Below are 24,802 nucleotides of genomic sequence, written 5' to 3'. Positions count from 1 at the left end.
GGGGTTACTCCCTATCGCGGCGGAACACGAGTGTGGTCCGGCCCATCGTGACCCGGGACCCGTCGACCAGCGTGACACGCCGGATCGGCTGCCCGTTCACGAAAGAGCCGTTGGTCGACCCTAGATCCACGACGACGATTTCGGGACCTTCTACGCGGATCTCGGCATGGTGCCGTGATACGCCCGGATCGACAAGACGCAGATCGCAGTCGGTACCGCGGCCCAGCAGCGTGACGGGCGTATTGATCTCGTACGTCCGCTGGGTGGTGTCGGCCCCCTCGACCGCCGTCGTCACCAGCAGCCGCGGATGCCCGCCGAACGCACCGCCGCCGCTCTGCGGCACGTTGCTCCCGGACGTGCGGATCTCGCCGCCCTCGACCGTCGAGCCCCGGATCACGCCCGACCTGATCCGGAACATGCCCGTGGCCAGGTCGTCAGTGTTCTCGAACCGGACGCGCACCGGACCCACGAAGGAGTACCCCTGCTCCTTCGCGTACTCCCGCGCCAGGTTCGCCAGCTCCTGGCTCAGGCTGTCCGCGTAGACCTGCAGCCGCTGCCCGTCCTGCTGAGAGATGTCGACGACGAAGTCGTTCGGAACCAGCGTGCGGCCCTGCGCCACGATCGCCGCCCGATCGTCCATCTCGCGCTGCACAGCACTGGCCACCTCGACCGGCTGCAGCTCAGACTTGAAGGCACGGGCGAAGGCCCCTTCGACCATGCCCTCGAGCCGTCGCTCGAAGCGCTGAATGACGCCCACGGGCACCTCCCTTCCCCACTGGTAGACGATCGTATCGGTGCGAAGGTTCGTAGGAAGTATCGAGTTGTCAGACCAGTGCTCCGTACGTGCTAGCCTTTTCGAGCGCCCGGAGACGGGACGGCACCCGGGGCGGGTGGCGGAACGGCAGACGCGCACGGTTCAGGTCCGTGTGTCCGCAAGGACGTGAGGGTTCAAATCCCTCCTCGCCCACACACACTCGGAGACGGTGACGCAAGTTCCCGTCCCATACTGACGTAACAAGCCCCCATGCGACAGCGTGGGGGCTCTTTTTACGTTCGAGGCGGCCCTGCAGGCCGTGAGAGGTCCGCGTCGGCCTCGTGCGGCCAGGTCCGGGAGCTCCTGGAGGCGGGCGGGCATGTGGTCGCCGGTTTTCGGGTGCGCTGACGCTGACGTGGGGCTCGCAGAGCCGACCTGTTCGTCGGGCGACGTCGTTGAGCCGGTCCCGTGAGCCGGACGGTCGATATTGGCCCGTGGAGGACCAGATGTGGGGTCGGCGGGTCGCGGGGCGGTCTGCGAGGTCCCGAAGGATTCATGGTGCTTCGGCGGGCTGGAGTGCGGGTCTGACCGTGACGGGAAGGGAGCGGAGTCCGCGTAGTACGGGGCTGCTGATGCGGTCCGGGGTTCCGGCGGGGGCCAGATGGGGCAGGCGCCGGGCGAGGATTTCCAGGGCGATACGGGTTTCGAGGCGGGCGAGTGCGTGACCGATGCAGAAGTGGACGCCCGAGCCGAAGGCGACGTGGTCGCCCGCGGTGCGGTCCAGTCGGAAGGCGTCGGGGTCGTCCCAGTGGCGCGGGTCTCGGTTGGCCGAGCCGACGAGTGGTAGGACACGTGCGCCTTCGGGGACTGCGGTGTCGCCGATGACGACGTCGGTGGTGGCGATGCGGAGCAGCCCCTGGGCCGGGCCGTCGTAGCGCAGGGTCTCCTCCACCGCGGCCTCGGCCAACTGCGGGTCGTTGCCGATCTGCCGCCACAGTTCGGGGCGGTCGAACAGGGCGAGCATCGCGTTGGAGATCAGGTTGGTGGTGGTCTCGTTGCCCGCGACCAGCAGCAGCACGCAAAAGTTGATCAGTTCGGGGAGGGTGAGGCCGTCGCCGTTCTCGTCCCGGGTGATCAGGAGACTGATCAGGTCGTCGCCCGGCCGTCGCCGCCTGGCCCGCACGGTCCGCAGGAAGAACCAGGAGATCTCGATCGCGCTCTTGGCCATCTTGATCCTGCTTCCGCCGGTGAGCAGCCCGTTGACCAGATCGTCCGACCAGCGCTTGAAGTCGTCGAGCCGGTCGGCGGGGATGGCCATCATCTCGGCGATGACGACGGTCGGCAGCGGCGAGGCCAGATCGCGTACGAGGTCGCCGTCGAGGTCGTCCACGAGCCGTTCGGTGATCTGCCTGACACGCGGTTCCAAAGCGGCGATCCGGCGCGGGGTGAATGCCTTGGCCACCTTGCGGCGCAGCTGCGTGTGCTGCGGCGGGTCGCTGGTCAGCACCGTCCGTCCCGGCGGAAGCGACTTCAGCAGCCGCGTCAGCGGAGCCGACGCCTTCATCGCCGGGTTGAACGGGTTGTTATCGAAGCTCGCTGAGTCGCCGAGGTCGGAGGAGAAGCGTTCGGCATCGCGCAGCACGGCCACGACGTCGGCGCGCCGGCTGACCAACCACAGATCGAGAGCGGACAGGTGGTGGACCGGCGCCACGTCGCGGAGCCAGGCATAGGCGGGGTAGGGGTTGGCGATGAAGTCCGGGCCGTTCAGGTCCAGGGGCGTCATGGCGATGCTCCGATCGCGGTCATCAGCGTGCAAACCCATTGCCGTACGAAGCGGTCGTCGTCCATCCCGAAGGCCGGTGGCCGTGGAGGTTGGTGACGACCCAGTAGTTCTCGATCGCGCCGAGCCAGATCGTGGTGACGGCCTCGAAGTCCGGGCTCTCCTGGGGCGCCAGATTGCCCGGGGCGGCGCGCTCAGCGGGCATGCGGCGGCCCCTGCCGGTCGAAGGCATGCCTTGCGACGGGGAAGTAGCGCAGGCTGGAGGGAAGGACCGGCCAGCTCAGCCGTACGGTGCGGGCGAAGCGGCGGAAGCTGCGCTCGTCGGCGGGTGAGACCGCCAAGCCCGCCAGGTGCCGGACGGGCTGCGGCAGCAGGACCGGGACCAGGCCCGCCGGCAGCAGCCGCGGCAGCCAGGCGTTCGGTTTCAGGATCTGCTCGCGGTAGACGTCGAAGACGGGGTTCAACTCGAGGACCTGCTCGCAGACAGCGTCGAAGTAGTCGACGAACGAGCCGTAGTCGGGTGGGACGACGCGGTCGCTGACCCCATATCTCCGGTACCAGATACAGGATTCTTGGTAGAGGCGTTCGCGCTCTTCGTCGGAGAGCGGCCTGTCGAAGAGGTCGATCGCCGTCATCAGGGCGTCGACGAACGTGGCGTGCTCCCAGAAGAAGACGTCCGGGGTGAGTGAGTGGTAGCGCCTGCCTTGGCCGTCGCGCCCCTTGATCTCCTCGTGCAGCCGGCGGACTCTCGCCCCGGACGCGGCGTCCTGATAGACGACTCCGATTGCTTGCGGCACGGCTCGGGCCTGCTGTGCCCACAACGAGCCTGGAAAGCGGGAGTGCTGCTCGGCGGCGGCTGCGATCGCGGGATGCAGCATCTGCAGCGCCGCCGCCCGCGGCATGACCAGTCCGTAACGCCTGTCCCCTGCGTAGCGCCAAAGAAGCGATTCCGGGCCGAGGTAGGACGACGTCCGCGCGAGCGATCCCGCGGTCACACGGCCCCCTTGACCGGGCCCTGTCCCCGCTTGGCCGCCGGGGCGGAGTACTTCTTCCAGCGTGTGCGGCGTGCCAATGCCACCAGGCCCCTGGTGGACGATCGCCGGATCGGCGCTGGTGTCATGCGCAGTCCCAGGGACATCGTTGCGATGAGCGCACGGAAGAGACGCCCTCGAAAGGGTGTCCATGGCAAGTCGTACTGGCGTCGGATCTGTTCGGGCAGGAGGCCGGCGGTGATGAGCCGGTTGAGCGGAGCTCCGAGCCGTAGCACCAGGGGGCGTGGATAGAGGATCGCTTGAGCTTCCTGGCGAGCCACATCGCTGACGTGCAAGGTGGTGATCTGTTCATGCCAGTACGCGCGGAAGGCGGCCCGGTCCTCGGGGATCGCCTCCCGTGGGGCGCCGAGCAGCGTGGCCAGTGAGACGGTCTGCCGGTAGTACTGCTCGGCCAGGTCTGGGTCCAGGGGGCCGTGCAGCCGCTCCTGAAGGTCGCGGGAGCCTTCCGAAAGCGTGGCGAAGACCCAGGTCAGCAGGTCGGCGTCATGTGCCGAGTACCCCGGGCCCTTCACTCGATCGTGGGCACGCATCGCGTGCCAGGCGATCCGGTGCGCCTCCTCCTTGGTGCCGAAGATGACCATGCCCAGATAGTCGAGTGTCGAGAAGAGCCGGAGCAGCGGGTTCTGCTTGAACTCACTGTGCTCGGAGACACCCGCCGCGACGCTCGGGTGGGCGAGTTGCAGCAGAAGCGCGGCTGTGCCGCCGAGGAGTGTATGCGGCTCGGCGGTCACTTTCCGGATGGCCGAAGCGTCGTCGAAGAGACCCGAGATCATGACATCAACTCCTTAGAGAAAATGTTTCTTTTCTCAAGATAGACTGATGGGCATGGTGACGCAAGTGCCTACTTACTTCACTCTTCCCCGGCATCGGCATGCCCTCGGCCGCGACCAGGTCAAATCGGTCCAGCGCGCCCGCGTCCTGCGTGCCGCGGCGGAGGCCGTGGTGGACAGGGGATACGGAAAGGTCACGATCGGTGACATCATCCGCCGCGCCCAGGTCTCGACCAAGACGTTCTACGAGCTGTTCGATGACAAGGAGAGCGCGTTCCTCGCCGTCTACGACGACCTGGACGACCTCATCGACCAGGTGGACGTCGGCACCGGGGATCCGCGCGAGCGACTGCACAAGACCCTGACGGCGGCGCTCGGCCTGCTGGACGCGGAGCCGCATCTGACCAGGATGCTCGCGATCGACGCCATGGGCGGCGGGCCGTCGATCCTCGCCCGCCGCAACCAGGCGCTCCGCAAACTCGCCGCGCTCGTGGCGGCAGTGCTCGGCCGCGCGCCGGACGACATGCTCATCATGGCCTACCTCGGCGGCATGGCGGAACTCGTCGTCCAGCACGTCACCGGCCCGCTCCCTGATCTGGCCGCCGAGGTCCACAGATTCACCGACGCGCTCTTCTTCCCTACCTCCGGCTGACCAGGAGTTCGGCGAGCGGCCTGGGGAAACGGACCGGGAGCGCACCGTGGAAGACGATCTTCCTTGGCGTGGAATAGGCGGCGGCCAGTCCGGCCTGGCCGCCGCCGTCCCCCACGGCGTCGACCGGGTCTGCGTGCGGGCGCGGAAAGGTCGATCGTGTCCCCGATTCGTTCGCTGTGGCCATGAGGCACCGGCAGTTCGTGCCGCGCACCCGGTGGTGGTGATCGGTGGGCGTGGCGGTCGGTCACCGGCCGGTGGCGACCGACCGCCATGCCGGTCACCGCTATGGCTTCGCGGCCGCCGCGAGGGAGCGGCGGCGCAGCCACAAGGAGACGTACACGAGCGCCACCAGCACCGGGACCTCGATGAGGGGCCCGACGACGCCGGACAGGGCCTGCCCGGACGTGACGCCGAACGTGCCGATCGCGACCGCGATGGCCAACTCGAAGTTGTTGCCCGCGGCGGTGAAGGCGAGGGTGGCGGTGCGGTCGTAGGGCAGGCCGATGCCGCGTCCGAGGGCGTAGGAGCCGCCCCACATCAGCGCGAAGTACACCAGCAGCGGCAGCGCGATGCGCGCCACGTCCACCGGCTGGGTGGTGATCGTCTCGCCCTGGAGGGCGAACAGGATCACGATGGTGAACAGCAGCCCGTACAGGGCGGCGGGGCCGATGCGCGGAAGGAAGCGGTTCTCGTACCAGTCGCGCCCCTTGGTCTTCTCCCCGAAGCGGCGCGTCAGGTATCCGGCCAGCAGCGGGACACCGAGGAAGACGAGCACGTTGACGATGATCTTGCCGGTGGAGAAGTGCAGGTCGTCCTGGGCGAGGCCGAGCCACCCGGGGAGGATCTGGAGGTAGAACCAGCCGAGGGCGCCGAAGGCGATCACCTGGAAGAGGGAGTTGAGGGCGACCAGGACGGCCGCGGCCTCGCGGTCGCCGCAGGCCAGGTCGTTCCAGATGATGACCATCGCGATGCAGCGGGCGAGCCCGACGATGATGAGGCCGGTGCGGTACTCGGGCAGGTCGGGCAGGAAGATCCAGGCGAGCGCGAACATCAGCGCGGGGCCGACGATCCAGTTGAGGACGATCGACGCGGCCATCAGGCGGCGGTCGCCGGTGACGGTGTCGAGGCGGTCGTAGCGGACCTTGGCCAGCACCGGGTACATCATGATCAGTAGGCCGAGGGCGATGGGCAGGGAGATGCCGCCGACCTCGACCGCCGACAACGCGTCGTCCATGCCCGGGACGGTGCGTCCGAGGAGGAGCCCGGCGGCCATCGCGGCGATGATCCACACCGGGAGGAAGCGGTCGAGGGTGGACAGCCTGCCGACCAGCCCGGCTTCGGGTGCGTCGGTGGTGGGAGCGCTCGTCACGGGCAGGGCCTCTTCCGGGTCTGGGCGCGGGCGGCCTCGGCGGCGCCGGCCAGGTCGGCGAGCCGGGCGGACGCGGCCCGCAGCGGTTCGGGCCGGAGCCGGTAGTAGGTGAACCGGCCGCAGGGCTCGGTCTCCACCAGTCCGGTGTCGCGCAGGACGCGCAGATGGTTGGAGATGTTGGTCTGCCGGGCGCCGGTCTCCTCGACCAGGTGGCAGACGCACAGCGCCTCGTCCGCCAGCAGTTCCACTATCCGGGCGCGCAACGGGTCGGCCAGAGCCCGCACCACATCAGCATCCGTTGATATCAGCACGAGCTGATGATAGCTGCTGTGCCCGGATGCCCCGCTGCTTGACCGACAGGATTGCCTCAATTTACATTGACTCAATGCATGCTGAGCAATCAAGCCTGGTGCGGCGGGCGGCCGTGCACGCCGCACTCGCCGAACCGGTCCGGCTGGCGATGGTGGACGCCCTGGCGCTGCAGGACGTCTCGCCGAAGGAGCTCGGCGCGCGGCTCGACCTGCCCTCCAACCTGCTGGCGCATCACCTCGGGGTGCTGGAGCGGGCGGGTCTGGTCGTCCGGGGCCGCTCGGAGGCCGATCGTCGACGCAGCTACGTCCGTCTGATCCCCGAGACGCTGGACGGCCTGGTGCCCGCGGCCGTCCAGGGCCTGCCCCGGCCCTCCCGCGTGGTGTTCGTGTGCACGCACAACTCGGCGCGGTCCCAGCTCGCAGCCGCGCTGTGGACACAGCGCAGCCCGGTGCCCGCGGCCTCGGCGGGGACCCGGCCGAGCCCGCACGTCCATCCACGGACGGTCACCACCGCGCGGGCTCACGGGCTCCACCTGGTGACCGGGGGCACCGCGCACGTCCGGGACGTCCTGGAGCCCGGCGACCTCGTCGTCGCCGTGTGCGACAACGCCCACGAGCACCTGGACCGGCGTTCCGCCGGAACGAGGGCGGAGCGCCTGCACTGGTCGGTTCCCGATCCGGTGCCCGCAGACACCGGCGCGGCATTCGAGGAGGCGCTGGCGCTCATCCGGCACCGCGTCGGGCGGCTCGCCGCGGCCGTGGACACGGCCGCTCCCGGGAGACCGGCGTGAACGGGACCGGTGAGCGGGCGGTGTTCGAGCGGATCGCGGCGCGCCTTGCGGCCCGGTTCCACGGGCTCGCCTCCGCCGAGACGATCGGACGGCTGGTCGCCGATTCCCACGAGCGGCTGCGGGCGACCTCGCGCGTCGACGCCCATCTGGTCGTGCTCGCCGAACGGTTCGCCGCCGAGCGGCTGACCGCGCTCGCCCAGGCCGAGGGGCGCCGCGGCAAACCGGTGCCGGAGGTGCTGTTCGTCTGTTCCGGGAACGCGGGCCGCTCGCAGATGGCCGCCGCGCTGGCCGCGGTCCGCGGTGCCGGGCGGCTGCACGCCCGCAGCGCGGGGACCGCGCCCGCCGCCGAACTCGAACTCGTCATCGTCGAGGCGATGCAGGAGCTCGGGGTCGATCTGTCCCCGGAGTTCCCCAAACCGCTGACCGACGAACTGGTCGCGGCGGCCGACCTGGTGATCACCCTCGGCTGCGGCGGCGCGTGCCCGGTGCTGCCCGGCATCGGCTACCTCGACTGGACGGTCCCCGACCCCGCCGGACGACCCCTGACCGAGGTCCGCCGCATCCGCGACGAGCTCGACCTGCTCGTCACCGACCTGCTCACCACCATCCGGCACGAGGAGAACCCATGACCGAGAGCCCCGCGACCACCGAGACCGACGCCTCCGAGACGTCCGGCAAGCCCAGCGTGCTGTTCGTGTGCGTCCACAACGCCGGACGCTCGCAGATGGCGGCCGCCTACCTCGCCCACCTGGCCGGGGACGCCGTCGAGGTGCGGTCGGCCGGGTCCGAGCCGGCCGACCGGGTGAACTCGGCGGTCGTGCAGGCGATGGCGGAGGAGGGCATCGACGTCTCCGCCGAGTCGCCCAAGATCCTCACGGTCGACGCGGTGCGGGCGTCCGACGTGGTCATCACCATGGGCTGCGGCGACACCTGCCCCGTCTTCCCCGGCAAGCGCTACCTCGACTGGAAACTCGACGACCCCGCCGGCCGGGGTGTGGACGCCGTCCGGCCCATCCGCGACGAGATCCGCACCCGGATCGAGGCGCTGATCGGCGAACTGACCGGCCCCTGACCGCCGTGTCGCCGGGGCGGGACGTCGGCCGCCAACGCCAGGAACGCCGGCGCACCCTCGACTGTGCCCGAGCCTCTCGCGGCAGCCGTCCCGGCGCGTGCCGCCGCCATGCCCTGGGGAACCTTGAGGGCCTTGCGGTGGCGGCTGCTCATGGTCCGCGCGCATGTTCGGCGCGCACCCGCCGTCAGCCGGATCCCTCGTTCTACGGCGGCGGGCAGCAGGCGTGCAGGTACGTCCGCAGCTCGGCGAGGGACGCGTCGACGGCGGCGGAGTCGATGCGGTAGTGGACCTGCTTGCCGACCCGGCGGGAGGTGAGCAGGCCGCCCCGGCGCAGGATCGCGAGCTGCTGGGACGCCGTCGGCTGCGCGACGCCGAGCCGTTCGGCGACCGCGCCCACGGTGATCTCGACGCCGCCGGTGAACAGTTCCAGCATCTGCTGCCGCTGCTCGCTGGCCAGCGCCTTCAGGAACTCGCGCGCCCCGGGGCCGAGCGACGCGGCGACACCGCACCCGGCCGGGGACTCGCCCCGGTCGCCGTTCGCGACCGGTGTATCCGGCTCTGCCGTGCCTGCGGCCACATGCTGTGTCGTCACCCGGTTCCTCCCCGTCCTCCGGTCCGGACGCCGCCTCCCATCCTACGCGACACATCGTCATATTGACATATAAGAAAGTAGCGATATGTTGCGGGTATGAGCACGCACACCGCATCGCTGATCGTCATCGGTGGCGGGCAGGCAGGGCTGGCGACGGCCCGCGTCGCCCGCGACCTGGGCCTGGCGCCGGTCGTTCTGGAGGCCGACCGGGCCGAGGGGTCGTGGCCGCACTACTACGACAGCCTCACCCTGTTCTCCCCCGCCCGCCGCAGCGCCCTGCCCGGCGCCGAGTTCCCGGGCGATCCCGACGGCTACCCGACACGGGACGAGGTCGCGGCGTACCTGTCCGGCTATGCGGAACGCCTGGACGCCGACGTCCGCACCGGGCATCGCGTCGAACGAGTCGACCGGGGCGCCACCACGCGGGACGGGGACGGGTTCCGGGTCGTCGTCTCCGGAGGGGAGGAGCTGGTCGCGCCGCTGGTGGTCGCGGCGACGGGGGCCTTCAGCCGCCCGCACCGTCCGGCGCTCGCAGGCCTGCACTCCTTCACGGGGACGGTGCTGCACTCGTCCGACTACCGGCGTCCCGAGCCGCTGGCGGGCAAACGGGTGGTGATCGTGGGCGGCGGGAACTCCGCGGTGCAGATCGCCATCGAGCTCGCAGCGGTCGCCGACGTCACGCTGGCCACGCGGCATCCGCTGCGCTTCATGCCGCAGCGCATCGCCGGACGGGACGTGCACATCTGGTTCCAGCGCACCGGCCTGGACTCCGCCGGGTGGGCCAGGCCGCTGCTGACCGGCGGCAAGGGCACCCCGGTCATGGACACCGGCACCTACCGCGACACCATCGCGACCGGCAATCCCGACCGCCGCCCGATGTTCACGCGGCTGGACGGTGATCAGATCGTCTGGGACGACGGCACGCGCGAGCACGTCGACGTCGTGCTCCTGGCGACCGGCTACCGGCCCGGCGTGGACTATCTGGCCGACCTCGGCGCCCTGGACGACGGCGGGCTGCCGCGCCATCGCGGCGGCGTCTCGACCACGTCCCCGGGGCTGGGATACGTCGGACTGGAGTGGCAGCGCTCGTTCGCCTCGGCGACGCTGCGCGGCGTGGGCGCCGACGCCCGCCACGTCCTGACCCGGCTGCTCAAGCAAGCCCGAACCGATAAGAAGGCGATCGCGCAGGCGGCGACTTGACGTCCCGCGCCGCCCCGAGGAGCGGACGCGGGATCAGTTGCCGGCGAGGGCCGGCAGCGCGAACAGACCCGACAGGCGGGTCAGCCTCTCGGAGACCGCCCGGTAGTACACCCACGTCCCGCGCCGCTCGCCCTCGATGAGACCGGCGTTGCGCAGCACCTTCAGATGATGAGAGATCGTCGGCCCCGACAGCTCGAACGGCCCGGTCAGATCACAGACGCACGCCTCGCCGCCCTCGGCCGAGGCGATCATGTTCAGCAGCCGCAGCCGGACCGGGTCGGCCAGCGCCTTGAACACCCCGGCCAGCTCGGCCGCATCGTCCTCGCTCATGGCCGAGCCGCTCAGCGGCGCACAGCACACTCCATCGGCGAGCCCGCGCACTTCGTGCAACTTAGACATGCATCTAATTTGACACCCATCTAGGCGGGGAGGCAAACTCGGGACTGCTTAGACGCATTTCGAATCAGGAGGTCTGGGTGAAGGCTTTGCTCGCCCGCATCGCCGCCCACGGCACCGGCCGTCCGCGCACCGGGCAGATCACCTTCCGAGACGAACGCGGCGAGGTCTGCACCCGCGCCTGCCGCTCGGCCGCCCACCGAGGCCGGGTCGCCACCGCGGTGCACCGCGCCCGCTTCTGAGCGGCAGCAACCGGCACCGTCCCACCACGACAAAGGAGTCAGCGATGAGTACCGACAACGATCCGCAGAACCTCAGCACGACCGGACAGAACGGTTGCTGCGGCGTGAGCGCCTGCTGCACCGACGCCGAGCAGCCCTTGACCCCGGGCGTCACCGCCCACGAGGCCAAGACCGATGCCGGTTGCGGCTGCGTCGCCGAGCAGGACGGCCGGCGGGAGCTGCCGGTCGTGGTGATCGGGGCCGGGCCGGTCGGGCTGGCCGCCGCCGCGCACCTGGCCGAACGCGGGCTCGACTTCCTCGTGCTCGAAGCGGGCGACGAGGTCGGCGCGGCGATCCGCGAGTGGGGCCATGTCCGGCTGTTCTCGCCGTGGCGCTACGACACCGACGCCGCCGCGCGCCGCCTGCTGGAGCCCGCCGGCTGGTCGCTCCCCGACCCCGGCCACCTGCCGACCGGGGACGAGCTCGTCGACCGCTACCTCCTGCCCCTGTCCCGTGTGCCCGCACTGGACGGACGGGTCCGCACCGGCAGCCGCGTCCTCGCCGTCACCCGCCGCGGCGTCGATGCCACCCGGACGATCGGCCGCGAGGAGCGCCCGCTCATGGTGCGCATCCGGGAGGCAGGCGGGACGGTCCGCGACATCGACGCCCGCGCCGTCATCGACGCGTCCGGCACCTGGGGCAACACCAACCCCCTTGGGCACTCCGGGCTGCCCGCGCCCGGCGAGGCGCAGGTCGCCGACCGCATCACCGGCCCGCTCCCGGACGTCCTCGGCCGCGACCGCGCCCGCTTCGCCGGACGGCACGCGCTGGTGGTCGGCATGGGCCACTCGGCCGCGAACACCCTCCTCGCGCTGGCCGAACTCGCCCACGACGCACCCGGCACCCGCGTCACGTGGGCGGTCCGCGGCGACTCCGTCGCCCGCCTGTACGGGGGCGGCGACGCCGACGGGCTCCCCGCCCGCGGCGCGCTGGGCACCCGCCTCGAGCAGGCCGTCGAGGCCGGGAAGATCGAACTGGTCCGCGGCTTCACCATCACCCGCCTCGAAGGGGCTGACCCGGTCACCGTCATCGGTACGACGGCGGAGGGGGAACGCGCCGTCACCGCCGACACGATCGTGGCCGCCACCGGGTTCCGGCCCGACCGGGACATGCTCCGCGAGGTCCGCGTCGAGCTCGACCCCGCGACCGAAGCCCCGGTCAAGCTCGCGCCGATGATCGACCCGAACTTCCACTCCTGCGGTACCGTCCCGCCGCACGGCGAACGCGACCTCGCCCACCCCGAGACCGGCTTCTACCTGGCCGGGATGAAGAGCTACGGCCGCGCCCCGACGTTCCTCATGGCCACCGGATACGAGCAGGTCCGCTCCATCGTCGCCGCGCTCGCCGGGGACCGCGAGGCCGCCGACACCGTCCACCTCGACCTGCCCGAGACCGGCGTGTGCTCCACCGACCCGGTCACCGACGACCTCCCGCCGGGAGCACAGGACGGCGGCTGCGGCACCTCGTGCTCCACCGAAACGGCCCCCCGGCCCACCGAACAGGAGGCGGCGTCCTCGTGCTGCGGCGCCCCGGAACCGGTCACGATCGGCGTCGGTGCACCCGCCGGGCTCGGGTTCGCCACCGGGCACGTCCACGGCCACTCGGGCGACGCCGAACGCGGCGAGGCCCGAACCCGCCCGTGAGTTCCACGTCCTCGACGTCGGTCCCGGCGGCTCCGACCGCCGGGACCGGCCGGCACCTGCGCGGCGTCCTGATCGCCCTGTGCGTCACCGAGATCACCAGCTGGGGCGTCCTCTACTACGCCTTCCCCGTGCTGTCCTCCGCCATCACCACCGACACCGGCTGGTCCACGCCCGCGATCACCGCGGCGTTCTCCGCCGCACTCGTCGTCGCGGCCATCGCCGGCATCCCCGTCGGACGATGGCTGGACCGCCGCGGCCCGCACCTGCTGATGACCGCCGGCTCCGTCCTGGCCACCGGCTCGGTCGTCGGCCTGGCCGTCGCGCCGTCGCTCGCCTGGTTCGCCGCCGCCTGGCTCGTGGCCGGAATCGCGATGTCCGCCGTGCTCTACCAGCCCGCCTTCGCAGCCCTCACCCGCTACTACGGACCCCGGCACCTCACCGCGCTCACCACCCTCACCCTCGTCGCAGGCCTGGCGAGCACCGTGTTCGCGCCCCTTACCAGTGCACTGGCCGACCATCTGGACTGGCGCGGCGTGTACCTGGTCCTGGCCGCCGTGCTCGCCGCCGTCACCGTTCCCCTGCACGCCTTCGCACTGCGCCGCCCCTGGCCCCCGCCGCACGACCGGCCGGACGCTCCCGGCAGCACATCGCCCCAGGTACGGCACATCACGCGCAGCAAGCCGTTCTGGATGCTGGCCGCCGCGCTCACCCTCTCGGCGTTCGCGATGTACGCAGGGCTGATGAACCTCGTACCGCTGCTCACCGAGCGCGGAGCGTCCCCGGCCGTCGCGGCGTGGGCGCTGGGCCTCGGGGGCGTCGGGCAGGTCGCAGGACGCCTCGGCTACGGGATCCTCGTCCGCCGCACTAGCCTGCGCGCCCGCACCACCGGGATCCTCGGCTTGTCCGCGGCCACCACCGCCGCCCTGGCCTTCCTGCCCGGGCCGGTCGCGCTGCTCATCGCCGTCGCCGTCCTCACGGGGACCGCCCGCGGCATCGCCACCCTGCTGCAGGCCACCGCCGTCTCCGACCGCTGGGGCACCACCGCTTACGGCTCGCTGTCGGGCATCCTGGCCGCACCCGTCACCATCGCCGGCGCCATCGCGCCGTGGGCGGGTGCCGCGCTCGCCTCCGCCTTCGGCGGCTACCCCGCCCTGTTCGCCGCCCTCACCGCCGTCACCGGACTGGCCGTGCTGCTGGCCATCAGCAGCATTCCCACCTCTACCAGCCGACGCCCTACCGCACCGGCGAATGTTGAGCGATCCCCGAACGAACCCAGTCCATCTCCGCAACGCACCGCAACAGGTCCCCAGGAAAAACCCTGACTGCTTGTGCTGGTAGGCCCCAGCGACCACCCCGAACGGGGGAACGGACGAAAGTCGTAGCCCACAGTGACGAAACTACCCCGAAGCTTGCAAGCTTCGGGGTTCTTTGTCGTTGCGGAGGCCGCCCCCCGTGACCCCGGGGACCGAACCGGCCGGGACTCCACCAAGTCGATCGGGCCCGCAGCGACCACGACAGCGCTTCAGCCGGCCGGAGCCGGTTCACAGGGCGTGCTTCTGGTGGCGGATCGCGGTCATCCGGTTTCGGTCAGGTCGGTCGCCGTGGCCAGGCCGGTCACCACGTCGAGAAGGTTCCGCACCGCCGGTCTGTCGTGCCGCGGGTTCCACACCATGACGGTGTCGGCCTGCTCGCCGACGAGAGGAACGAACACGACGCCGGTGCGGCGGATGGTGCGCGCCGAGCGGGTCAGGCGGGTGATCCCGACCCCTGCGGCGACCAGGCCGAGGAGATTCGCCACGCCCGCGGCGCGCTGAACGACGTTCGGCACGAATCCGGCGTCGTGGTAGTCGCGGTCGTACTTGTCATGCCACGGGGCCCAGGAATCGCGGGGAGTGAGCACCCAGGGCTCGTCGGCCAACTCGCTGAGGTGCAGTCCGGTTCGCCCGGCGAGCGGGTGGCCGTCGGGCAGGACCGCGCAGACCGGTTCGGTGACCAGAGTGACGCCGGCGAGGTCGTCGACGAGCGGTGGCCGGGTGAAGGCCGCGTCGTACCGTCCGTCGCGCAGTCCTGACACCAGAGTTGCGATGTCGACATCGTCGGTGGTGATTTCGACCTCGGGGAACCGCTGCCGGAACGCTCGCACGACCGGCGGCAGCATGGAGTTGGCGGTGGAGGCGAGGAAGGCCAGGCGAAGGACGCCGATCTCCCCCAGGGCGGCGCTCCGGGCGGTGGCGACGGCGACGTCCGCCCTGGCGAGGACGGCCCGTGCCTCGGGCAGGAAGAGGCGACCGGCCTCGGTCAAGCGGGTGCCGCGGGTGTCACGGTCCAGCAGCCGCGCGCCGACGGCGCGTTCGAGCACGGTGATCTGCTGGGACAGGGACTGCTGCGCGATGTGCAGGTCGTGCGCGGCGCGGGTGAAACTCGTCTGCTCGGCCACGGCCACGAAATAGCGCAGGTGACGTAGTTCCAGGCTCACAGGTTCTGACTGTAACCGCGGCAGGCAACGCGTGTTGGCCAGGCCGGGCCGCCGCGCACGACAGTGGTGTCGGGCCTTGGGGTCCCGGGAGCGGAGCCGATTGAGGAGCTTTTCGATGGCAGGACGCGTGTGGTTGATCACTGGATGTTCGGCGGGGTTCGGTCGCGCCCTCGCGCTGGCCGCGCTGGCGGCCGGGGACCGGGTGGTGGCGACGGCGCGGCGGCCCGAGCGGCTCGCCGACCTCGCCGGGGCGGGGCCCGGCAGGGTACGCACGGCGAGGCTCGACGTCACCGACGCCGCGACGATCGACGAAGCGGTGACGTCCGCCCTTTCGGCGTTCGGCCGGATCGACGTGGTCGTCAACAACGCCGGGCACGGGTCGGTCGGCGCCGTCGAGGAACTGGCCATGGCCGAGTTGCGGGCGCTGATGGAGGTGATGTTCTTCGGCGCGGTGGCCGTGACCAAAGCGGTCCTGCCCCATCTTCGCGGGCAGGGCGGTGGCACGATCGTCCAGATGAGTTCTATGGGCGGCCAGGTGAGCATGCCGGGCTTCGGTGCCTACTGCGCGGCGAAATCCGCACTCGAGGGTGTGTCGGAGGCACTGGCCGCGGAGGTCGCGCCCTTCGGCGTCCGGGTCCTCATCGTCGAGCCGGGAGCGTTCCGCACCGAGTTCGGCGGGCCGCGCATGCACCGCTCACAGGCGATCGACGAATACCGGGTGTCCACCGCCCGCACCAGAGCGGCCGTGGACACGATGGACGGCACACAACCGGGAGATCCGGCCAAGGCCGCCCAGGCGATCCTGCGGGCGGTCGACGACCCCGACCCGACACTACGGCTCGCGCTGGGCAACGACGCGGTGGACAACATCCGAGCCCATCACGAGCAACTGCGTATCGACCTGGAGCGGTGGGAGAAGGTCAGCAGGTCGACGGACCTCGTCGGCTCGGCCGTCGCCGGGCGCTCGCGGAGCCGCTGAGCACCGCCCGCATCCTGGCGGTCGTGGCCCTCTTCCCGCCGGCCGCCGTCGCGAGACGCTCCGCCGGCGGGGCTACGTGCGGGGGTTCATCCCGGTGAAGACGGCGCGGAGAACGCGGTCGATGTAGGCGTGCGTCAGAGGTTCCCCCGTGATCAGCAGCCGGTAGTACAGGGGGCCCGAGAGGATCTCCATGGCCAGGTCCAGGTCGAAGTCGGGGGCGATCTGCCCCTGGTCTCTGGCGGTTTCGAGACGGGCCAGGGTGTCGGCGGTCTGGGGCTGGACGAAGCGCCGGTCGAGCGCGTCGGCGACCTGGGGGTCGTGCTGGGCCTCGCCGATGAGCTCCCGGTACAGGGGGCCCCAGGGGGGACGGCCGAGGAGGTCGGCGGCCCTGGTCATCACCGCGCGCAGATCGGCCACGACGTCGCCGGTGTCGGGGTGCTCCAGGCTCGCGGTGTTGAGGCTGAGCACCGCGTCCAGGAACAGCAGCCCTCTGGAGGGCCAGCGGCGGTAGACGGTGTGCTTGCCGACGCCGGCGCGGGCCGCGACGGCCTCGATGCTGAGCTTGGCGTAGCCGGTTTCGCGGGCCAGGTCGAGCGCGGTCCGCATGATCGTCTCGGTCCGGTCGGCGGCGCGGGCGGCGCGCTGGTCGGTCATGCCGCCCACCTTAGGGCACGGCACGTGCCGTATTGGCAGGGCACGGGTCATCGCGGCCGTGGCCGTCATCATCACCGGATACGTGGTGCCCACAGCGCGAACGCGCGGTGCTGGCGCGCGTCGGCGGAGCGGGTCATGGCCGCCGGAGAGCCCGACGTCCTCCCGGTCGCCCGCTTCGACGTCGAGGACCCCGACCGGCCGGGCGAGTTCCAGGTCCGGTACTGGAGCGCGATCACCGCACCGCTGCTCGACGCGGACGGGAACGTCGTCCTGCTCATCCACCACACCAAGGACGTCACCGCGTTCGTCGACCACCTCCGCGGCCGCCACCCGTCCGACACCGCGCACCCGCCAGCGGGGCACGAGGCCGTGGAGGCCGAGCTGTACGTACGCGCCCAGCAGGTGCGGGAGGTCAACGAGCGGCTCCGCGCCGTCCAGGCGACGGAGCGCCGGGCCGCCGCGGAGCTGAGGGAGACGGTCCGGCGGCAGGAGCGGGAGGTCGCCGACACCCGGCGGGAGGCCGCGGCCAGCCGCCAGGAGGTCGCCGACGCCTCCTACGACCTGCGCAACCCGCTGACCGGGCTGCGGACCCGGCTGGAGGCCGCCCTCGCCGATCCCGAAGCAGATTCCCGCCAGGTCCTGCACGCCGCCCTGGACGACGCCCAGCGGCTCGGCGACATCGTCTCCGACCTGCTCGAACTCGCCCGCCTCGACGCGGGCTCTCCCGTGCGTACCGAACCGATCGACCTTGCCGTACTGGTGCGGGAGATCCTGGCCGGGCAGTCCTGCCGGCACGCCGTCGCCGCCCGCCTCGACCGTCCCGCCGTGGTGCGCGGTTCCCGGTCCCGGCTGGTCCGGCTGGTGGCCAACCTGCCGGCCAACGCGGACCGCCACGCCCGCGAGGCGATCGAGGTGTCGATGGCCACCGACGGCGGCGACGCCGTCCTGGACGTCACCGACGACGGCACCGGCATCCCCCCGGACGAGCGCGAGGCGGTCTTCCGCCGTTTCTACCGCCGCCCGGACGCGCGCCGGGCCGACCCCGACGGCACCGGCCTCGGCCTGTCGATCGCCCGCCAGACCGCCCTCGCCCACCACGGCACCCTGCACGTCGCCGACCGTCCCGCCGGAACCCGCATGGTCCTGCGCGTGCCCCTGGACACCGAGGCCGGCTGAACCGGCCGGGCGGCGGGCCCCGGTCACCGGTCGGCGGGTTCGGGTAGCGAGACGCGGACGTCCAGGCCGCCCTCCGGGCCGGGACGGGCGGTCGCCCGGCCGCCGTGGGCGCGGGCGATCGAGGCGACGATGGACAGGCCCAGCCCGGTCCCTTCGCCCGGCGCGCTGCGCCGCGGGCGCCGGCGGCGGAACGGCTCGAACAGGTGGGGGACGGCGTCGGCGGGCACCGGCGGGCCCGTGTTGACGACGCGCAGGCCGTCCCGGTCGAGGCGGAGGTCGACCCGGCCGCCGGGCGTGTTGTAGCGCAGGCCGTTCTCGAGCAGGTTGCGGACCAGGTGCCGCAGGAGGGTCGGGTCGCCCTGGACGTGCAGGGGTTCCACGCGCGTGCGGATGTCGATGCCGTACTCGCGGGCGTCGGCGGCGTGCTCCTCGGCGACGGCGGTGACGAGTTCGGCGACGGCGACGCGTTCGGGACGGTCCAGGCCCTGGTCGCTCGTGGACAGCAGCAGGAGCCCCTCGATCAGGCGTTCGCTGCGGTCGGCGACGTCGAGCAGGCGGGTCCGGACGCGCTCGACCTTCTCGGGGGTCGCGCCGGCGAGGCCGATCTCCAGCGCGGCCCGCTGCACGGCCAGCGGCGTCCGCAGCTCGTGCGCGGCGCCCGCGACGAACCGCTGCTGCGCTGCGACGAGGCCCTCCAGCCGGTCGAGCATGGCGTCGAAGGTGTCGGCGAGGTCCTTGAGCTCGCCGGGCGGGGCCTCCAGCGCGATGCGCTCGTGCAGGTTCTCGCCGGACAGCCGCCGGGCGGTCGCGGTGATGGTGTGGACGGGTCGCAGCACCCGGCCGGACATCCACCAGGCCAGCAGCATCGACAGCACCGCGAACGCCGCCAGCGCGGCCAGCGACCAGAGCAGGAGCTGCTGGAGGGCGGTGTCCTGCGCGGCGCCCGTGACGCGCTCGGTCGTGACGGACAGGCTGGACGGCCGCGCGGTCGGGTCGTCCCCGAGCGGACGCGTGGGCATGATGGGCGTGGCCCGTCCGGTCTTCCCCCAGGAGCTCGCCGGGATCGCCGCGCTGATCGCCTGCCCGAGCGTGGCGTCCAGGGCCCGCCGCATCAGGACGTAGACCGCGGTGATCAGGGCGCCGCCCGCGGTGAGCAGCAGCGAGCCGTACAGGAGGGTGAGCCGCGCGCGCACGGTGAGCCTCATGCGCCGGTCCGGATCCGGTATCCGGCGCCGGACACGGTCTCGACCGCGCGGGGCGGGCCGAGCTTGCCGCGCAGCTTGCTGACGGTGACGCGGACGGCGTTGGAGTTGTAGCTGATGTGCTCGTCCCACACCTGCTCGATCAGCTCGTCGGTGTGGACGACCGCGCCGTCCGCGCGCATCAGCGTCTCCAGCACCGCGAACTCCTTGGGCGACAGGTCGAGGCGGCGCCCGTTCCGGTGGGCCTGGCGGCGGGAGACGTCCAGGGTGATGCCGGCGTGCTCGATGACCGGCGGGAGGGCGGGGCGGGAGCGGCGGCCGAGCGCGAGGACGCGCGCGACGAGCTCGTCGTAGGAGAACGGTTTGCCGAGGTAGTCGTCGGCGCCGAGGCCGAGCCCGTCGACCCGGTCCCGGACGGTGCCGGAGGCGGTGAGCATCAGGATCCGGGTGGGCCGCCCGCTGCGGACGACGCGGCGGCACACCTCGTCGCCGTGGACCTCGGGCAGGTCCCGGTCCAGGATGAGGACGTCGTAGTCCATCGCGTCGAACCGGCGGAGCGCGGCGGCGCCGTCGTGGGCGACGTCGGTGGCGATCGCCTGGGCGCGCAACCCGTCGGAGATCAGCTCCGCCAGGTACTCCTCGTCCTCGGCAAGTAGTACTCGCATGCGCTCAGGTGTAGCGGACGCGGCATTTCGGAAAGATAAGGCCGGCGGTTAAAGAACCGAAATCGCCTCTCGGGTCACGCTTCCCCCGGATCGACCCGAGGGAGGCAGCATGATCGCAGGCAGGGGCGGGCCGCGCGTGTTCGCGGCGGCCATCGGACTGGCGGGGCTGGCGTTCCTCGCCGCGTGCGGCGGCGAGGACCGGTCCGGCGGGACGGGCGCGGACGGGACGGGCTCGGGCGCGGCGGGCGGGTCCGGGACGGGCGCGACCGGCGGGGCGTCGCTCGACCAGCGGTTGAAGCTCGCGCGGTGCATGCGCGAGCACGGTGTCGACATGCCCGACCCCAAGCCCGGCGAGAACGAGCAGGCGGTCTCCATCGGCGGGAACGGGGTGAGCCCGCAGGAGCTGGAGGCGGCGATGGAGGAGTGCCGCCAGACGGCCGGGATGCCGGCGCCGAAGGAGCTCACGCAGAAGGAGAAGGACGACATGCTCGCGTACGCGCGGTGCATGCGCGAGAACGGGATCGACATGCCCGATCCGGACTTCGACCGGGGCGAGGGGATGGCGCGGGCGGCGCCGGCGCCGGGGAGCGGGCCGGAGAAGGAGAAGCTCGACCGGGCCATCGAGGCGTGCGGGTCCCGGTGAGGGGCGGCCGGAAGGCGGTCGCGGGCGCGGCGGCGGTGCTGGCCGCCGCCGTGGCCGGGATCGGGATCGCGGTGACCGCGACGGCGGGCGAGGACGGGCGGCCGGACGCCCCCGGCACCGTGCCGTCGACCGCTCCGGTGGTGCGCGGCGACCTCAGCGACGGCACGTCCGTGGGCGGGACCCTCGGTTACGGGGGCCGGGGGACCGTGAAGGCGGGCGCGGCGGGCGTCGTCACGCGGCTGCGCGGCCCCGGCTCCGTGGCCGGACGGGACGACGCGCTCTACGAGCTGGACGGGATCCCCGTGCGCCTGATGTACGGGAAGCGTCCGATGTACCGGACGCTCGAGCAGGGCGTCGAGGGGCCGGACGTCCGGCAGCTGGAGGAGAACCTCCGCGACCTCGGGCACGGCGCGGGCGTGACGGTGGACGACGAGTTCACGTGGGCCACCGCGGCGGCGGTGCGCCGCTGGCAGCGCGGCCACGACCGTGAGGAGACCGGGAAGGTCGCCCTGGGCGAGGTCGCGTTCGCGGCGGGTCCGGTCCGGATCGAGAGCCGGGACGCCGGGGTCGGCGACCGCGTCGCGCCGGGCGCGGCCGTCCTGACCACCACCACGTCCGAGCGGGTCGTGGAGATGGAGCTCGGGGTGGACGAGGCGAGCCTGGTGGAGCCGGGGACGGAGGTCACCGTGCGGCTGCCGGGCGGACGGGACGCGGGGGGCGCCGTCCGCTCGGTCGGCACGACGGCGACCGGGGACGACGAGGAGGGCGGCGACGGTGAGGCCACGGTGAAGGTCGTGGTCGAGCTCGAGGACGGGGCCGAGACCGGGCGCGTGGACCGGGCGCCCGTGACGGTCGAGCTGACGACGCGGACGCGCGAGGACGTGCTGTCGGTGCCGGTGCAGGCGCTCCTGGCCCTGCCGGGCGGCGGGTACGGGGTGCGCGCCGTGGAAGGGGCGAGCACCCGGACGATCCAGGTCGAGCCGGGCATCTTCGGTGATGGCCGGGTCGAGGTCGCCGGGGACGGGCTCCGCGCGGGCATGAAGGTCGAGGTGCCGTCGCCATGACCCCCGTCGTGGAACTCGCGGGCGTGTCCAAGGAGTACCCCGGCGGGGTGTCCGCGCTCGCCGGTGTGGACCTGACGATCCGGTCCGGGGAGCTGGTCGGGATCGTCGGGCCGTCCGGGTCCGGGAAGTCGACGCTGCTGCACATCGTCGGCAGCCTCGACCGTCCGTCCGCCGGGTCGGTGCGGATCGCCGGGCACGACGTCGCGGCGCTGTCGGACCGCGAGCTGTCGGCGCTGCGGGCGCGGCACCTGGGGTTCGTCTTCCAGGCGTTCCACCTGGCGGCCGGGCTCACGGCGCTGGACAACGTGGCGGACGGCCTGCTGTACGGCGGCGCGCCGCTGCGGGTCCGGCGGCGCCGGGCGGCGGAGGCGCTGGAGCGGGTCGGGCTCGCCGACCGTGCGACCCACCGCCCGCACGAGCTGTCGGGCGGGCAGAAGCAGCGCGTGGCGATCGCCCGCGCCGTCGTGGGGGAGCCCGCGCTGCTGCTGGCGGACGAGCCGACCGGCGCCCTCGACACCGCCTCCGGACGGGCCGTTCTGGACCTGCTGACCGCGCTGAACGCGGAAGGGACGACGATCGCGGTGATCACTCACGACGGCGAGCTGGCGGCGGCGCTGCCCCGGCGGGTCCGGCTCCGCGACGGCCGCGTCGCGGCGGACGCGGCGGCCGGTCCGGAGGCGGGCCGGTGAGCCGCCGCCCGCGTCCCGCCCGGCTGTCCCCCGCGGACGTGCTGCGGACCGGCTCGGCCGGGCTGCGCGCCCGTCCGGTGCGGGTCGTGCTGTCGGCCCTCGGCATCGCGATCGGGATCGCGACGATGATCTCGGTCGTGGGGATCTCCGCGTCCGGCAAGGCCGACGTGGTGCGGCAGCTCGAGCGGCTCGGCACCGACCTGCTGGTGGCCACGCCCGGGAAGTCGATGATCACCGGGAAGGAGACCGAGCTGCCGCGGGGCGCGGAGCGGATGGCGGGACGGATCGACGGCGTCCGGTCGGCGGGCGCGACCGGCTCGCTGCCGCAGAACGTCCGCCGCACCGACAGGATCGACGAGGCGGAGACCGGCGGCATCGCCGTCCAGGCCGCCACCGGACGGCTGCTGGAGACGCTGCGGGGCGGCGTCCGGACGGGGACGTGGCTCGACCGGGCCAACGGGCGCTACCCGGCGGTCGTCCTCGGCTCGGTGGCGGCGGCCCGGCTGGGCGTCGGCGAACCGGGCGCCCAGGTGTTCATCGGCGGCCGGTACTTCACGGTGATCGGCATCCTGGACCCGCTGCCGCTCGCCCCGGAGATCGAGCGGTCGGCGCTCGTCGGCTGGGACGGCGCCCGCGCCTACCTCGGCTTCGACGGGCACCCGACCTCGGTCTACGTCCGCTCCACCGACGGGGCCGTCGGACGGACGGGCGACCTGCTGCCCCGCGCGGTCGCGCCGGAGAACCCGCAGGACGTGCGGGTCACCGACCCGTCCGCGGCGCTGCAGGCCAAGGCGGCGGCCACCGGGGCCTTCACCGACCTGCTGCTGGGGCTCGGCGCGGTGGCCCTGCTGGTCGGGGGCGTCGGCGTCGCGAACACGATGGTCATCTCCGTGCTGGAGCGGCGGCACGAGATCGGCCTGCGCCGTTCCCTGGGCGCCACCCGCGGGCACATCCGGGTCCAGTTCGTCACCGAGTCGCTGCTGCTGTCGGGGCTGGGGGGCGTGGCGGGCGTCGTGCTCGGGACGGCCGCCACCTTCGGCTACGCCACGGCCACCGGGTTGCCGCCGGAGGTGCCGCTCTGGTCGATGGCCGGAGGGATGGGCGCCACCCTGGCCATCGGCACCCTCGCGGGGCTCTACCCGGCGGTCCGCGCCGCGCGGCTGTCCCCCACCCTCGCCCTCCACGCGGCCTGATCCGGCGGCCCGCGCGGGCGGTGGACCCACCGCGGCCCCACCGCCCGCGGCCCCCGAACCTGCCCGGCGACGCGGCCGCCGGGCGCGGGCCGTCCGGGCCGGCCTGACCGGCGGCGACCGTCAGCGGGCGGGGGTCCCGGTGGGGCCGTGGTCGAAGCGGTGGCGCGGTCCGGGCAGGCCGCTGGCCTCGACCCGCGCGGTCACCTTCAGGCGCGCCGCGCCCGGACCGGCGGCGACCTGGTCGCGGAGCTGCGGGAGGAGCGCGTAGAGGGTGTCGCCGGGGCAGGCGGTGGCGTTGTAGTCGCGGTGCCCGACGATCGCCGTGCGGGGGTCGAGGCCGTAGACCCCGCACAGCCACGCGCACGTCGCGACGAGTTCGTCCCACAGCGCGGCGGTGGGCGCCTCGGTCATGTAGAGGCCCTCGTTCTCGATGCCGATCGTGTGGCTGTTGTGGCCGCCCGTGTGCGCGCCGACCACGTGGTTCCCGGCGTTGATCGCCTGGAGGCTGCGGTTGCGGCCCTCCATCAGGTGGCCGCCGCGGCTGATCGTGAGCTGCTGGCCCGTGTCGTCCCAGCCGTTGGAGTCCATGTGGAAGTTCTGGATCGACCGCGACAGGCCGAACGCGTGCTCCAGCGAGTGGTCCGCGGCGTTCGGTGTGGCCGTGTGGTGGACGACGATGCGGTCCGGAGCCCGGTCGAGGACGGTCGCCGCCACTCTCGGCGCGCGCGCCCGCCACTCCGCCCGGGTGTAGAGGCGCGGCGCGGCCTCCGCCGTGGTCCGCGCCGATGCCGCGGCGGCCGGGCCCAGCAGCGCACCGCCCACGACCGCGGCCGTGCCGCCGAGCAGGCCCCGGCGGGTGATGTTCGGCGACATGATTCCCTCCAGATCCCGAAAACTTTGATCTTGAGGGACGATAGTTCACGTGGTTCCTGTTTCGCCAGACATGTTCGGTAAATGGAGTGTGCAGATAAACGCGACCGATATTTTGCCTGGTGAGAGGGTTGTTCGTTATCACGGTCGAGGTGAACGCCCCGTTATCCGACTCTTCATCGCCAGGGCGTTGAATTCGCCGATCGGTGCACTCGTGCAGTTCAGTGGCCGGTTCCGCTCCGGCTTGGAAACAGCTGCCAAAGTGCCTGCGGAATTTCGGCACAATGTCGGCTATGCACCTCCGGTGCCGCTCGGGCGAACGTAGGCGCCGGCGGCGGCCGCGCAGGTCGCGGCGTGCGCGCTCCGATCGACGGCGGCCTCCCAGGCCCGCCCCATGTCGCCGCGGCCGAGTTCGCGCACGAGCCGGTACCGCCCCGCGACCACGGTCATGGACCGCATGATCTCCCGCGCGCCCGTAACCGTGTCCGCGGCGGCCGGACCCGGCCGATTTTGCATGTTCATGCAGTG

Annotated in this window: 29 protein-coding genes and 1 tRNA gene; 15 read left to right on the top strand and 15 right to left on the bottom strand. The window is 72.4% G+C overall.

Going from position 1 to position 24,802, the window contains the following annotated elements:
- Positions 1-4: 4 nt before the first annotated feature.
- Positions 5-757: a DUF3662 and FHA domain-containing protein gene (locus F7P10_RS20190; protein ID WP_151011033.1), complete on the bottom strand. Its 753-nt coding sequence runs from the start codon at positions 755-757 to the stop codon at positions 5-7.
- Positions 758-884: 127 nt separating this feature from the next.
- Here F7P10_RS20190 and F7P10_RS20185 point away from each other — a divergent pair.
- A tRNA-Leu gene (locus tag F7P10_RS20185) sits at positions 885-967 on the top strand.
- 340 nt (positions 968-1,307) lie between these two features.
- Here F7P10_RS20185 and F7P10_RS20180 read toward each other — a convergent pair.
- From F7P10_RS20180 to F7P10_RS20165, 4 genes are read right to left on the bottom strand one after another with little or no spacing between them, the layout of a single operon-like run.
- Entirely contained in the window at positions 1,308-2,537 is a 1,230-nt protein-coding gene (locus tag F7P10_RS20180; RefSeq protein WP_176611578.1) for a cytochrome P450, read from the bottom strand.
- A gap of 22 nt (positions 2,538-2,559) precedes the next feature.
- The gene (locus F7P10_RS20175) at positions 2,560-2,739 is read right to left on the bottom strand and encodes a hypothetical protein (RefSeq protein ID WP_151011028.1); all 180 of its coding nucleotides are present in this window, start codon (positions 2,737-2,739) and stop codon (positions 2,560-2,562) included.
- Positions 2,729-3,529, bottom strand: coding sequence for an oxygenase MpaB family protein (locus F7P10_RS20170; protein ID WP_176611577.1), 801 nt, complete (start codon positions 3,527-3,529; stop codon positions 2,729-2,731). Before F7P10_RS20170 ends, F7P10_RS20175 begins: the two co-directional genes overlap by 11 nt.
- A complete protein-coding gene (locus F7P10_RS20165) occupies positions 3,526-4,359 on the bottom strand; it encodes an oxygenase MpaB family protein (protein ID WP_151011023.1) in 834 nt (277 codons plus the stop codon). Before F7P10_RS20165 ends, F7P10_RS20170 begins: the two co-directional genes overlap by 4 nt.
- A gap of 52 nt (positions 4,360-4,411) precedes the next feature.
- Here F7P10_RS20165 and F7P10_RS20160 point away from each other — a divergent pair, with 52 nt between their 5' ends.
- A complete protein-coding gene (locus tag F7P10_RS20160) occupies positions 4,412-5,008 on the top strand; it encodes a TetR/AcrR family transcriptional regulator (protein ID WP_176611576.1) in 597 nt (198 codons plus the stop codon).
- Between the two features lie 283 nt (positions 5,009-5,291).
- On the opposite strand, the gene arsB is transcribed toward F7P10_RS20160, so the two are convergent.
- Positions 5,292-6,281 (bottom strand): ACR3 family arsenite efflux transporter, encoded by a 990-nt coding sequence (gene arsB / locus F7P10_RS20155; RefSeq protein ID WP_254716783.1) that lies wholly within the window; start codon positions 6,279-6,281, stop codon positions 5,292-5,294.
- Positions 6,282-6,373: 92 nt separating this feature from the next.
- Positions 6,374-6,688, bottom strand: coding sequence for a helix-turn-helix transcriptional regulator (locus F7P10_RS20150; protein ID WP_151011017.1), 315 nt, complete (start codon positions 6,686-6,688; stop codon positions 6,374-6,376).
- Between the two features lie 74 nt (positions 6,689-6,762).
- Between F7P10_RS20150 and F7P10_RS20145 the strand changes: the two genes are divergently transcribed.
- From F7P10_RS20145 to F7P10_RS20135, 3 genes are read left to right on the top strand one after another with little or no spacing between them, the layout of a single operon-like run.
- Positions 6,763-7,479 (top strand): helix-turn-helix domain-containing protein, encoded by a 717-nt coding sequence (locus F7P10_RS20145; protein ID WP_151011014.1) that lies wholly within the window; start codon positions 6,763-6,765, stop codon positions 7,477-7,479.
- Positions 7,476-8,108, top strand: a complete 633-nt coding sequence (locus tag F7P10_RS20140) for a three-helix bundle dimerization domain-containing protein (protein ID WP_151011011.1) — start codon at positions 7,476-7,478, stop codon at positions 8,106-8,108. The genes F7P10_RS20145 and F7P10_RS20140 overlap by 4 nt, the downstream gene beginning before the upstream one ends.
- On the top strand, positions 8,105-8,551 hold the full coding sequence (locus F7P10_RS20135) for an arsenate reductase ArsC (RefSeq protein ID WP_151011008.1): 447 nt from the start codon (positions 8,105-8,107) through the stop codon (positions 8,549-8,551). Before F7P10_RS20140 ends, F7P10_RS20135 begins: the two co-directional genes overlap by 4 nt.
- Positions 8,552-8,753: 202 nt before the next feature.
- Here F7P10_RS20135 and F7P10_RS44500 read toward each other — a convergent pair whose 3' ends face one another.
- Positions 8,754-9,143, bottom strand: coding sequence for a helix-turn-helix transcriptional regulator (locus tag F7P10_RS44500; protein WP_254716713.1), 390 nt, complete (start codon positions 9,141-9,143; stop codon positions 8,754-8,756).
- Positions 9,144-9,239: 96 nt separating this feature from the next.
- Between F7P10_RS44500 and F7P10_RS20125 the strand changes: the two genes are divergently transcribed.
- Complete coding sequence (locus F7P10_RS20125) at positions 9,240-10,343, top strand: NAD(P)/FAD-dependent oxidoreductase (protein ID WP_151011005.1); 1,104 nt, start codon at positions 9,240-9,242, stop codon at positions 10,341-10,343.
- Between the two features lie 33 nt (positions 10,344-10,376).
- On the opposite strand, the gene F7P10_RS20120 is transcribed toward F7P10_RS20125, so the two are convergent.
- Positions 10,377-10,742: a metalloregulator ArsR/SmtB family transcription factor gene (locus tag F7P10_RS20120; RefSeq protein ID WP_151011002.1), complete on the bottom strand. Its 366-nt coding sequence runs from the start codon at positions 10,740-10,742 to the stop codon at positions 10,377-10,379.
- A 77-nt stretch (positions 10,743-10,819) separates the two neighbouring features.
- On the opposite strand from F7P10_RS20120, the gene F7P10_RS42510 reads away from it, so the two are divergent.
- From F7P10_RS42510 to F7P10_RS20110, 3 genes are read left to right on the top strand one after another with little or no spacing between them, the layout of a single operon-like run.
- Positions 10,820-10,981 (top strand): hypothetical protein, encoded by a 162-nt coding sequence (locus F7P10_RS42510; protein ID WP_176611575.1) that lies wholly within the window; start codon positions 10,820-10,822, stop codon positions 10,979-10,981.
- 44 nt (positions 10,982-11,025) lie between these two features.
- Positions 11,026-12,663, top strand: a complete 1,638-nt coding sequence (locus F7P10_RS20115) for an FAD-dependent oxidoreductase (protein ID WP_151010998.1) — start codon at positions 11,026-11,028, stop codon at positions 12,661-12,663.
- The gene (locus F7P10_RS20110; RefSeq protein ID WP_254716712.1) at positions 12,660-13,985 is read left to right on the top strand and encodes an MFS transporter; all 1,326 of its coding nucleotides are present in this window, start codon (positions 12,660-12,662) and stop codon (positions 13,983-13,985) included. The genes F7P10_RS20115 and F7P10_RS20110 overlap by 4 nt, the downstream gene beginning before the upstream one ends.
- A 251-nt stretch (positions 13,986-14,236) precedes the next feature.
- Here F7P10_RS20110 and F7P10_RS20105 read toward each other — a convergent pair whose 3' ends face one another.
- Positions 14,237-15,280: a LysR family transcriptional regulator gene (locus F7P10_RS20105; protein ID WP_218040587.1), complete on the bottom strand. Its 1,044-nt coding sequence runs from the start codon at positions 15,278-15,280 to the stop codon at positions 14,237-14,239.
- Here F7P10_RS20105 and F7P10_RS20100 point away from each other — a divergent pair.
- Positions 15,255-16,118 carry an oxidoreductase gene (locus tag F7P10_RS20100; RefSeq protein ID WP_151010997.1) on the top strand — a complete coding sequence of 288 codons (864 nt, stop codon included), beginning with the start codon at positions 15,255-15,257 and terminating at the stop codon, positions 16,116-16,118. The genes F7P10_RS20105 and F7P10_RS20100 overlap by 26 nt on opposite strands.
- A 72-nt stretch (positions 16,119-16,190) precedes the next feature.
- On the opposite strand, the gene F7P10_RS20095 is transcribed toward F7P10_RS20100, so the two are convergent.
- A complete protein-coding gene (locus F7P10_RS20095) occupies positions 16,191-16,772 on the bottom strand; it encodes a TetR/AcrR family transcriptional regulator (RefSeq protein WP_151010996.1) in 582 nt (193 codons plus the stop codon).
- Between the two features lie 135 nt (positions 16,773-16,907).
- On the opposite strand from F7P10_RS20095, the gene F7P10_RS20090 reads away from it, so the two are divergent.
- On the top strand, positions 16,908-17,948 hold the full coding sequence (locus tag F7P10_RS20090) for a cell wall metabolism sensor histidine kinase WalK (protein WP_151010995.1): 1,041 nt from the start codon (positions 16,908-16,910) through the stop codon (positions 17,946-17,948).
- A gap of 23 nt (positions 17,949-17,971) precedes the next feature.
- Here F7P10_RS20090 and F7P10_RS20085 read toward each other — a convergent pair whose 3' ends face one another.
- A complete protein-coding gene (locus F7P10_RS20085) occupies positions 17,972-19,153 on the bottom strand; it encodes a HAMP domain-containing sensor histidine kinase (RefSeq protein ID WP_151010994.1) in 1,182 nt (393 codons plus the stop codon).
- Positions 19,150-19,815 carry a response regulator transcription factor gene (locus F7P10_RS20080; RefSeq protein ID WP_151010991.1) on the bottom strand — a complete coding sequence of 222 codons (666 nt, stop codon included), beginning with the start codon at positions 19,813-19,815 and terminating at the stop codon, positions 19,150-19,152. Before F7P10_RS20080 ends, F7P10_RS20085 begins: the two co-directional genes overlap by 4 nt.
- Positions 19,816-19,924: 109 nt before the next feature.
- Here F7P10_RS20080 and F7P10_RS20075 point away from each other — a divergent pair, with 109 nt between their 5' ends.
- Genes F7P10_RS20075 through F7P10_RS20060 form a run of 4 tightly spaced genes read left to right on the top strand, consistent with a single transcriptional unit; the run spans position 19,925 to position 23,404 of the window.
- Positions 19,925-20,458, top strand: a complete 534-nt coding sequence (locus F7P10_RS20075; RefSeq protein ID WP_151010990.1) for a hypothetical protein — start codon at positions 19,925-19,927, stop codon at positions 20,456-20,458.
- Positions 20,443-21,522, top strand: coding sequence for a peptidoglycan-binding protein (locus F7P10_RS20070; RefSeq protein ID WP_218040586.1), 1,080 nt, complete (start codon positions 20,443-20,445; stop codon positions 21,520-21,522). Before F7P10_RS20075 ends, F7P10_RS20070 begins: the two co-directional genes overlap by 16 nt.
- Positions 21,519-22,211 carry an ABC transporter ATP-binding protein gene (locus tag F7P10_RS20065; protein ID WP_151010988.1) on the top strand — a complete coding sequence of 231 codons (693 nt, stop codon included), beginning with the start codon at positions 21,519-21,521 and terminating at the stop codon, positions 22,209-22,211. The genes F7P10_RS20070 and F7P10_RS20065 overlap by 4 nt, the downstream gene beginning before the upstream one ends.
- On the top strand, positions 22,208-23,404 hold the full coding sequence (locus F7P10_RS20060) for an ABC transporter permease (RefSeq protein ID WP_151010987.1): 1,197 nt from the start codon (positions 22,208-22,210) through the stop codon (positions 23,402-23,404). Before F7P10_RS20065 ends, F7P10_RS20060 begins: the two co-directional genes overlap by 4 nt.
- Before the next feature lie 120 nt (positions 23,405-23,524).
- Here the strand turns inward: F7P10_RS20060 and F7P10_RS20055 are convergent, their stop codons facing one another.
- Entirely contained in the window at positions 23,525-24,277 is a 753-nt protein-coding gene (locus F7P10_RS20055; RefSeq protein ID WP_151010985.1) for a peptidoglycan recognition family protein, read from the bottom strand.
- Between the two features lie 288 nt (positions 24,278-24,565).
- A complete protein-coding gene (locus F7P10_RS42505; RefSeq protein WP_176611574.1) occupies positions 24,566-24,724 on the bottom strand; it encodes a hypothetical protein in 159 nt (52 codons plus the stop codon).
- Between the last annotated feature and the right edge of the window lie 78 nt (positions 24,725-24,802).

The sequence above is a fragment of the Actinomadura sp. WMMB 499 genome (assembly GCF_008824145.1).
GTDB lineage: Bacteria > Actinomycetota > Actinomycetes > Streptosporangiales > Streptosporangiaceae > Spirillospora.
Note: the sequence above shows the minus strand (reverse complement) of the source record. Positions and strands in the feature narration are given on the sequence as shown.

Excerpts from the sequence above, each read along its gene's own strand:
- F7P10_RS42505 (WP_176611574.1), bottom strand. The coding sequence starts at position 24,724 with ATGACCGTGGTCGCGGGGCGGTACCGGCTCGTGCGCGAACTCGGCCGC.
- F7P10_RS20120 (WP_151011002.1), bottom strand. The coding sequence starts at position 10,742 with ATGTCTAAGTTGCACGAAGTGCGCGGGCTCGCCGATGGAGTGTGCTGT.
- F7P10_RS20090 (WP_151010995.1), top strand. The coding sequence starts at position 16,908 with ATGGCCGCCGGAGAGCCCGACGTCCTCCCGGTCGCCCGCTTCGACGTC.
- F7P10_RS20080 (WP_151010991.1), bottom strand. The coding sequence starts at position 19,815 with ATGCGAGTACTACTTGCCGAGGACGAGGAGTACCTGGCGGAGCTGATC.
- F7P10_RS20145 (WP_151011014.1), top strand. The coding sequence starts at position 6,763 with ATGCATGCTGAGCAATCAAGCCTGGTGCGGCGGGCGGCCGTGCACGCC.
- F7P10_RS20115 (WP_151010998.1), top strand. The coding sequence starts at position 11,026 with ATGAGTACCGACAACGATCCGCAGAACCTCAGCACGACCGGACAGAAC.
- F7P10_RS20135 (WP_151011008.1), top strand. The coding sequence starts at position 8,105 with ATGACCGAGAGCCCCGCGACCACCGAGACCGACGCCTCCGAGACGTCC.
- F7P10_RS20175 (WP_151011028.1), bottom strand. The coding sequence starts at position 2,739 with ATGCCCGCTGAGCGCGCCGCCCCGGGCAATCTGGCGCCCCAGGAGAGC.
- F7P10_RS20055 (WP_151010985.1), bottom strand. The coding sequence starts at position 24,277 with ATGTCGCCGAACATCACCCGCCGGGGCCTGCTCGGCGGCACGGCCGCG.
- F7P10_RS20075 (WP_151010990.1), top strand. The coding sequence starts at position 19,925 with ATGATCGCAGGCAGGGGCGGGCCGCGCGTGTTCGCGGCGGCCATCGGA.
- F7P10_RS20095 (WP_151010996.1), bottom strand. The coding sequence starts at position 16,772 with ATGACCGACCAGCGCGCCGCCCGCGCCGCCGACCGGACCGAGACGATC.
- F7P10_RS20165 (WP_151011023.1), bottom strand. The coding sequence starts at position 4,359 with ATGATCTCGGGTCTCTTCGACGACGCTTCGGCCATCCGGAAAGTGACC.
- F7P10_RS20065 (WP_151010988.1), top strand. The coding sequence starts at position 21,519 with ATGACCCCCGTCGTGGAACTCGCGGGCGTGTCCAAGGAGTACCCCGGC.
- F7P10_RS20180 (WP_176611578.1), bottom strand. The coding sequence starts at position 2,537 with ATGACGCCCCTGGACCTGAACGGCCCGGACTTCATCGCCAACCCCTAC.
- arsB (WP_254716783.1), bottom strand. The coding sequence starts at position 6,281 with ATGGCCGCCGGGCTCCTCCTCGGACGCACCGTCCCGGGCATGGACGAC.
- F7P10_RS20160 (WP_176611576.1), top strand. The coding sequence starts at position 4,412 with ATGGTGACGCAAGTGCCTACTTACTTCACTCTTCCCCGGCATCGGCAT.
- F7P10_RS20125 (WP_151011005.1), top strand. The coding sequence starts at position 9,240 with ATGAGCACGCACACCGCATCGCTGATCGTCATCGGTGGCGGGCAGGCA.
- F7P10_RS20085 (WP_151010994.1), bottom strand. The coding sequence starts at position 19,153 with ATGAGGCTCACCGTGCGCGCGCGGCTCACCCTCCTGTACGGCTCGCTG.
- F7P10_RS20100 (WP_151010997.1), top strand. The coding sequence starts at position 15,255 with ATGGCAGGACGCGTGTGGTTGATCACTGGATGTTCGGCGGGGTTCGGT.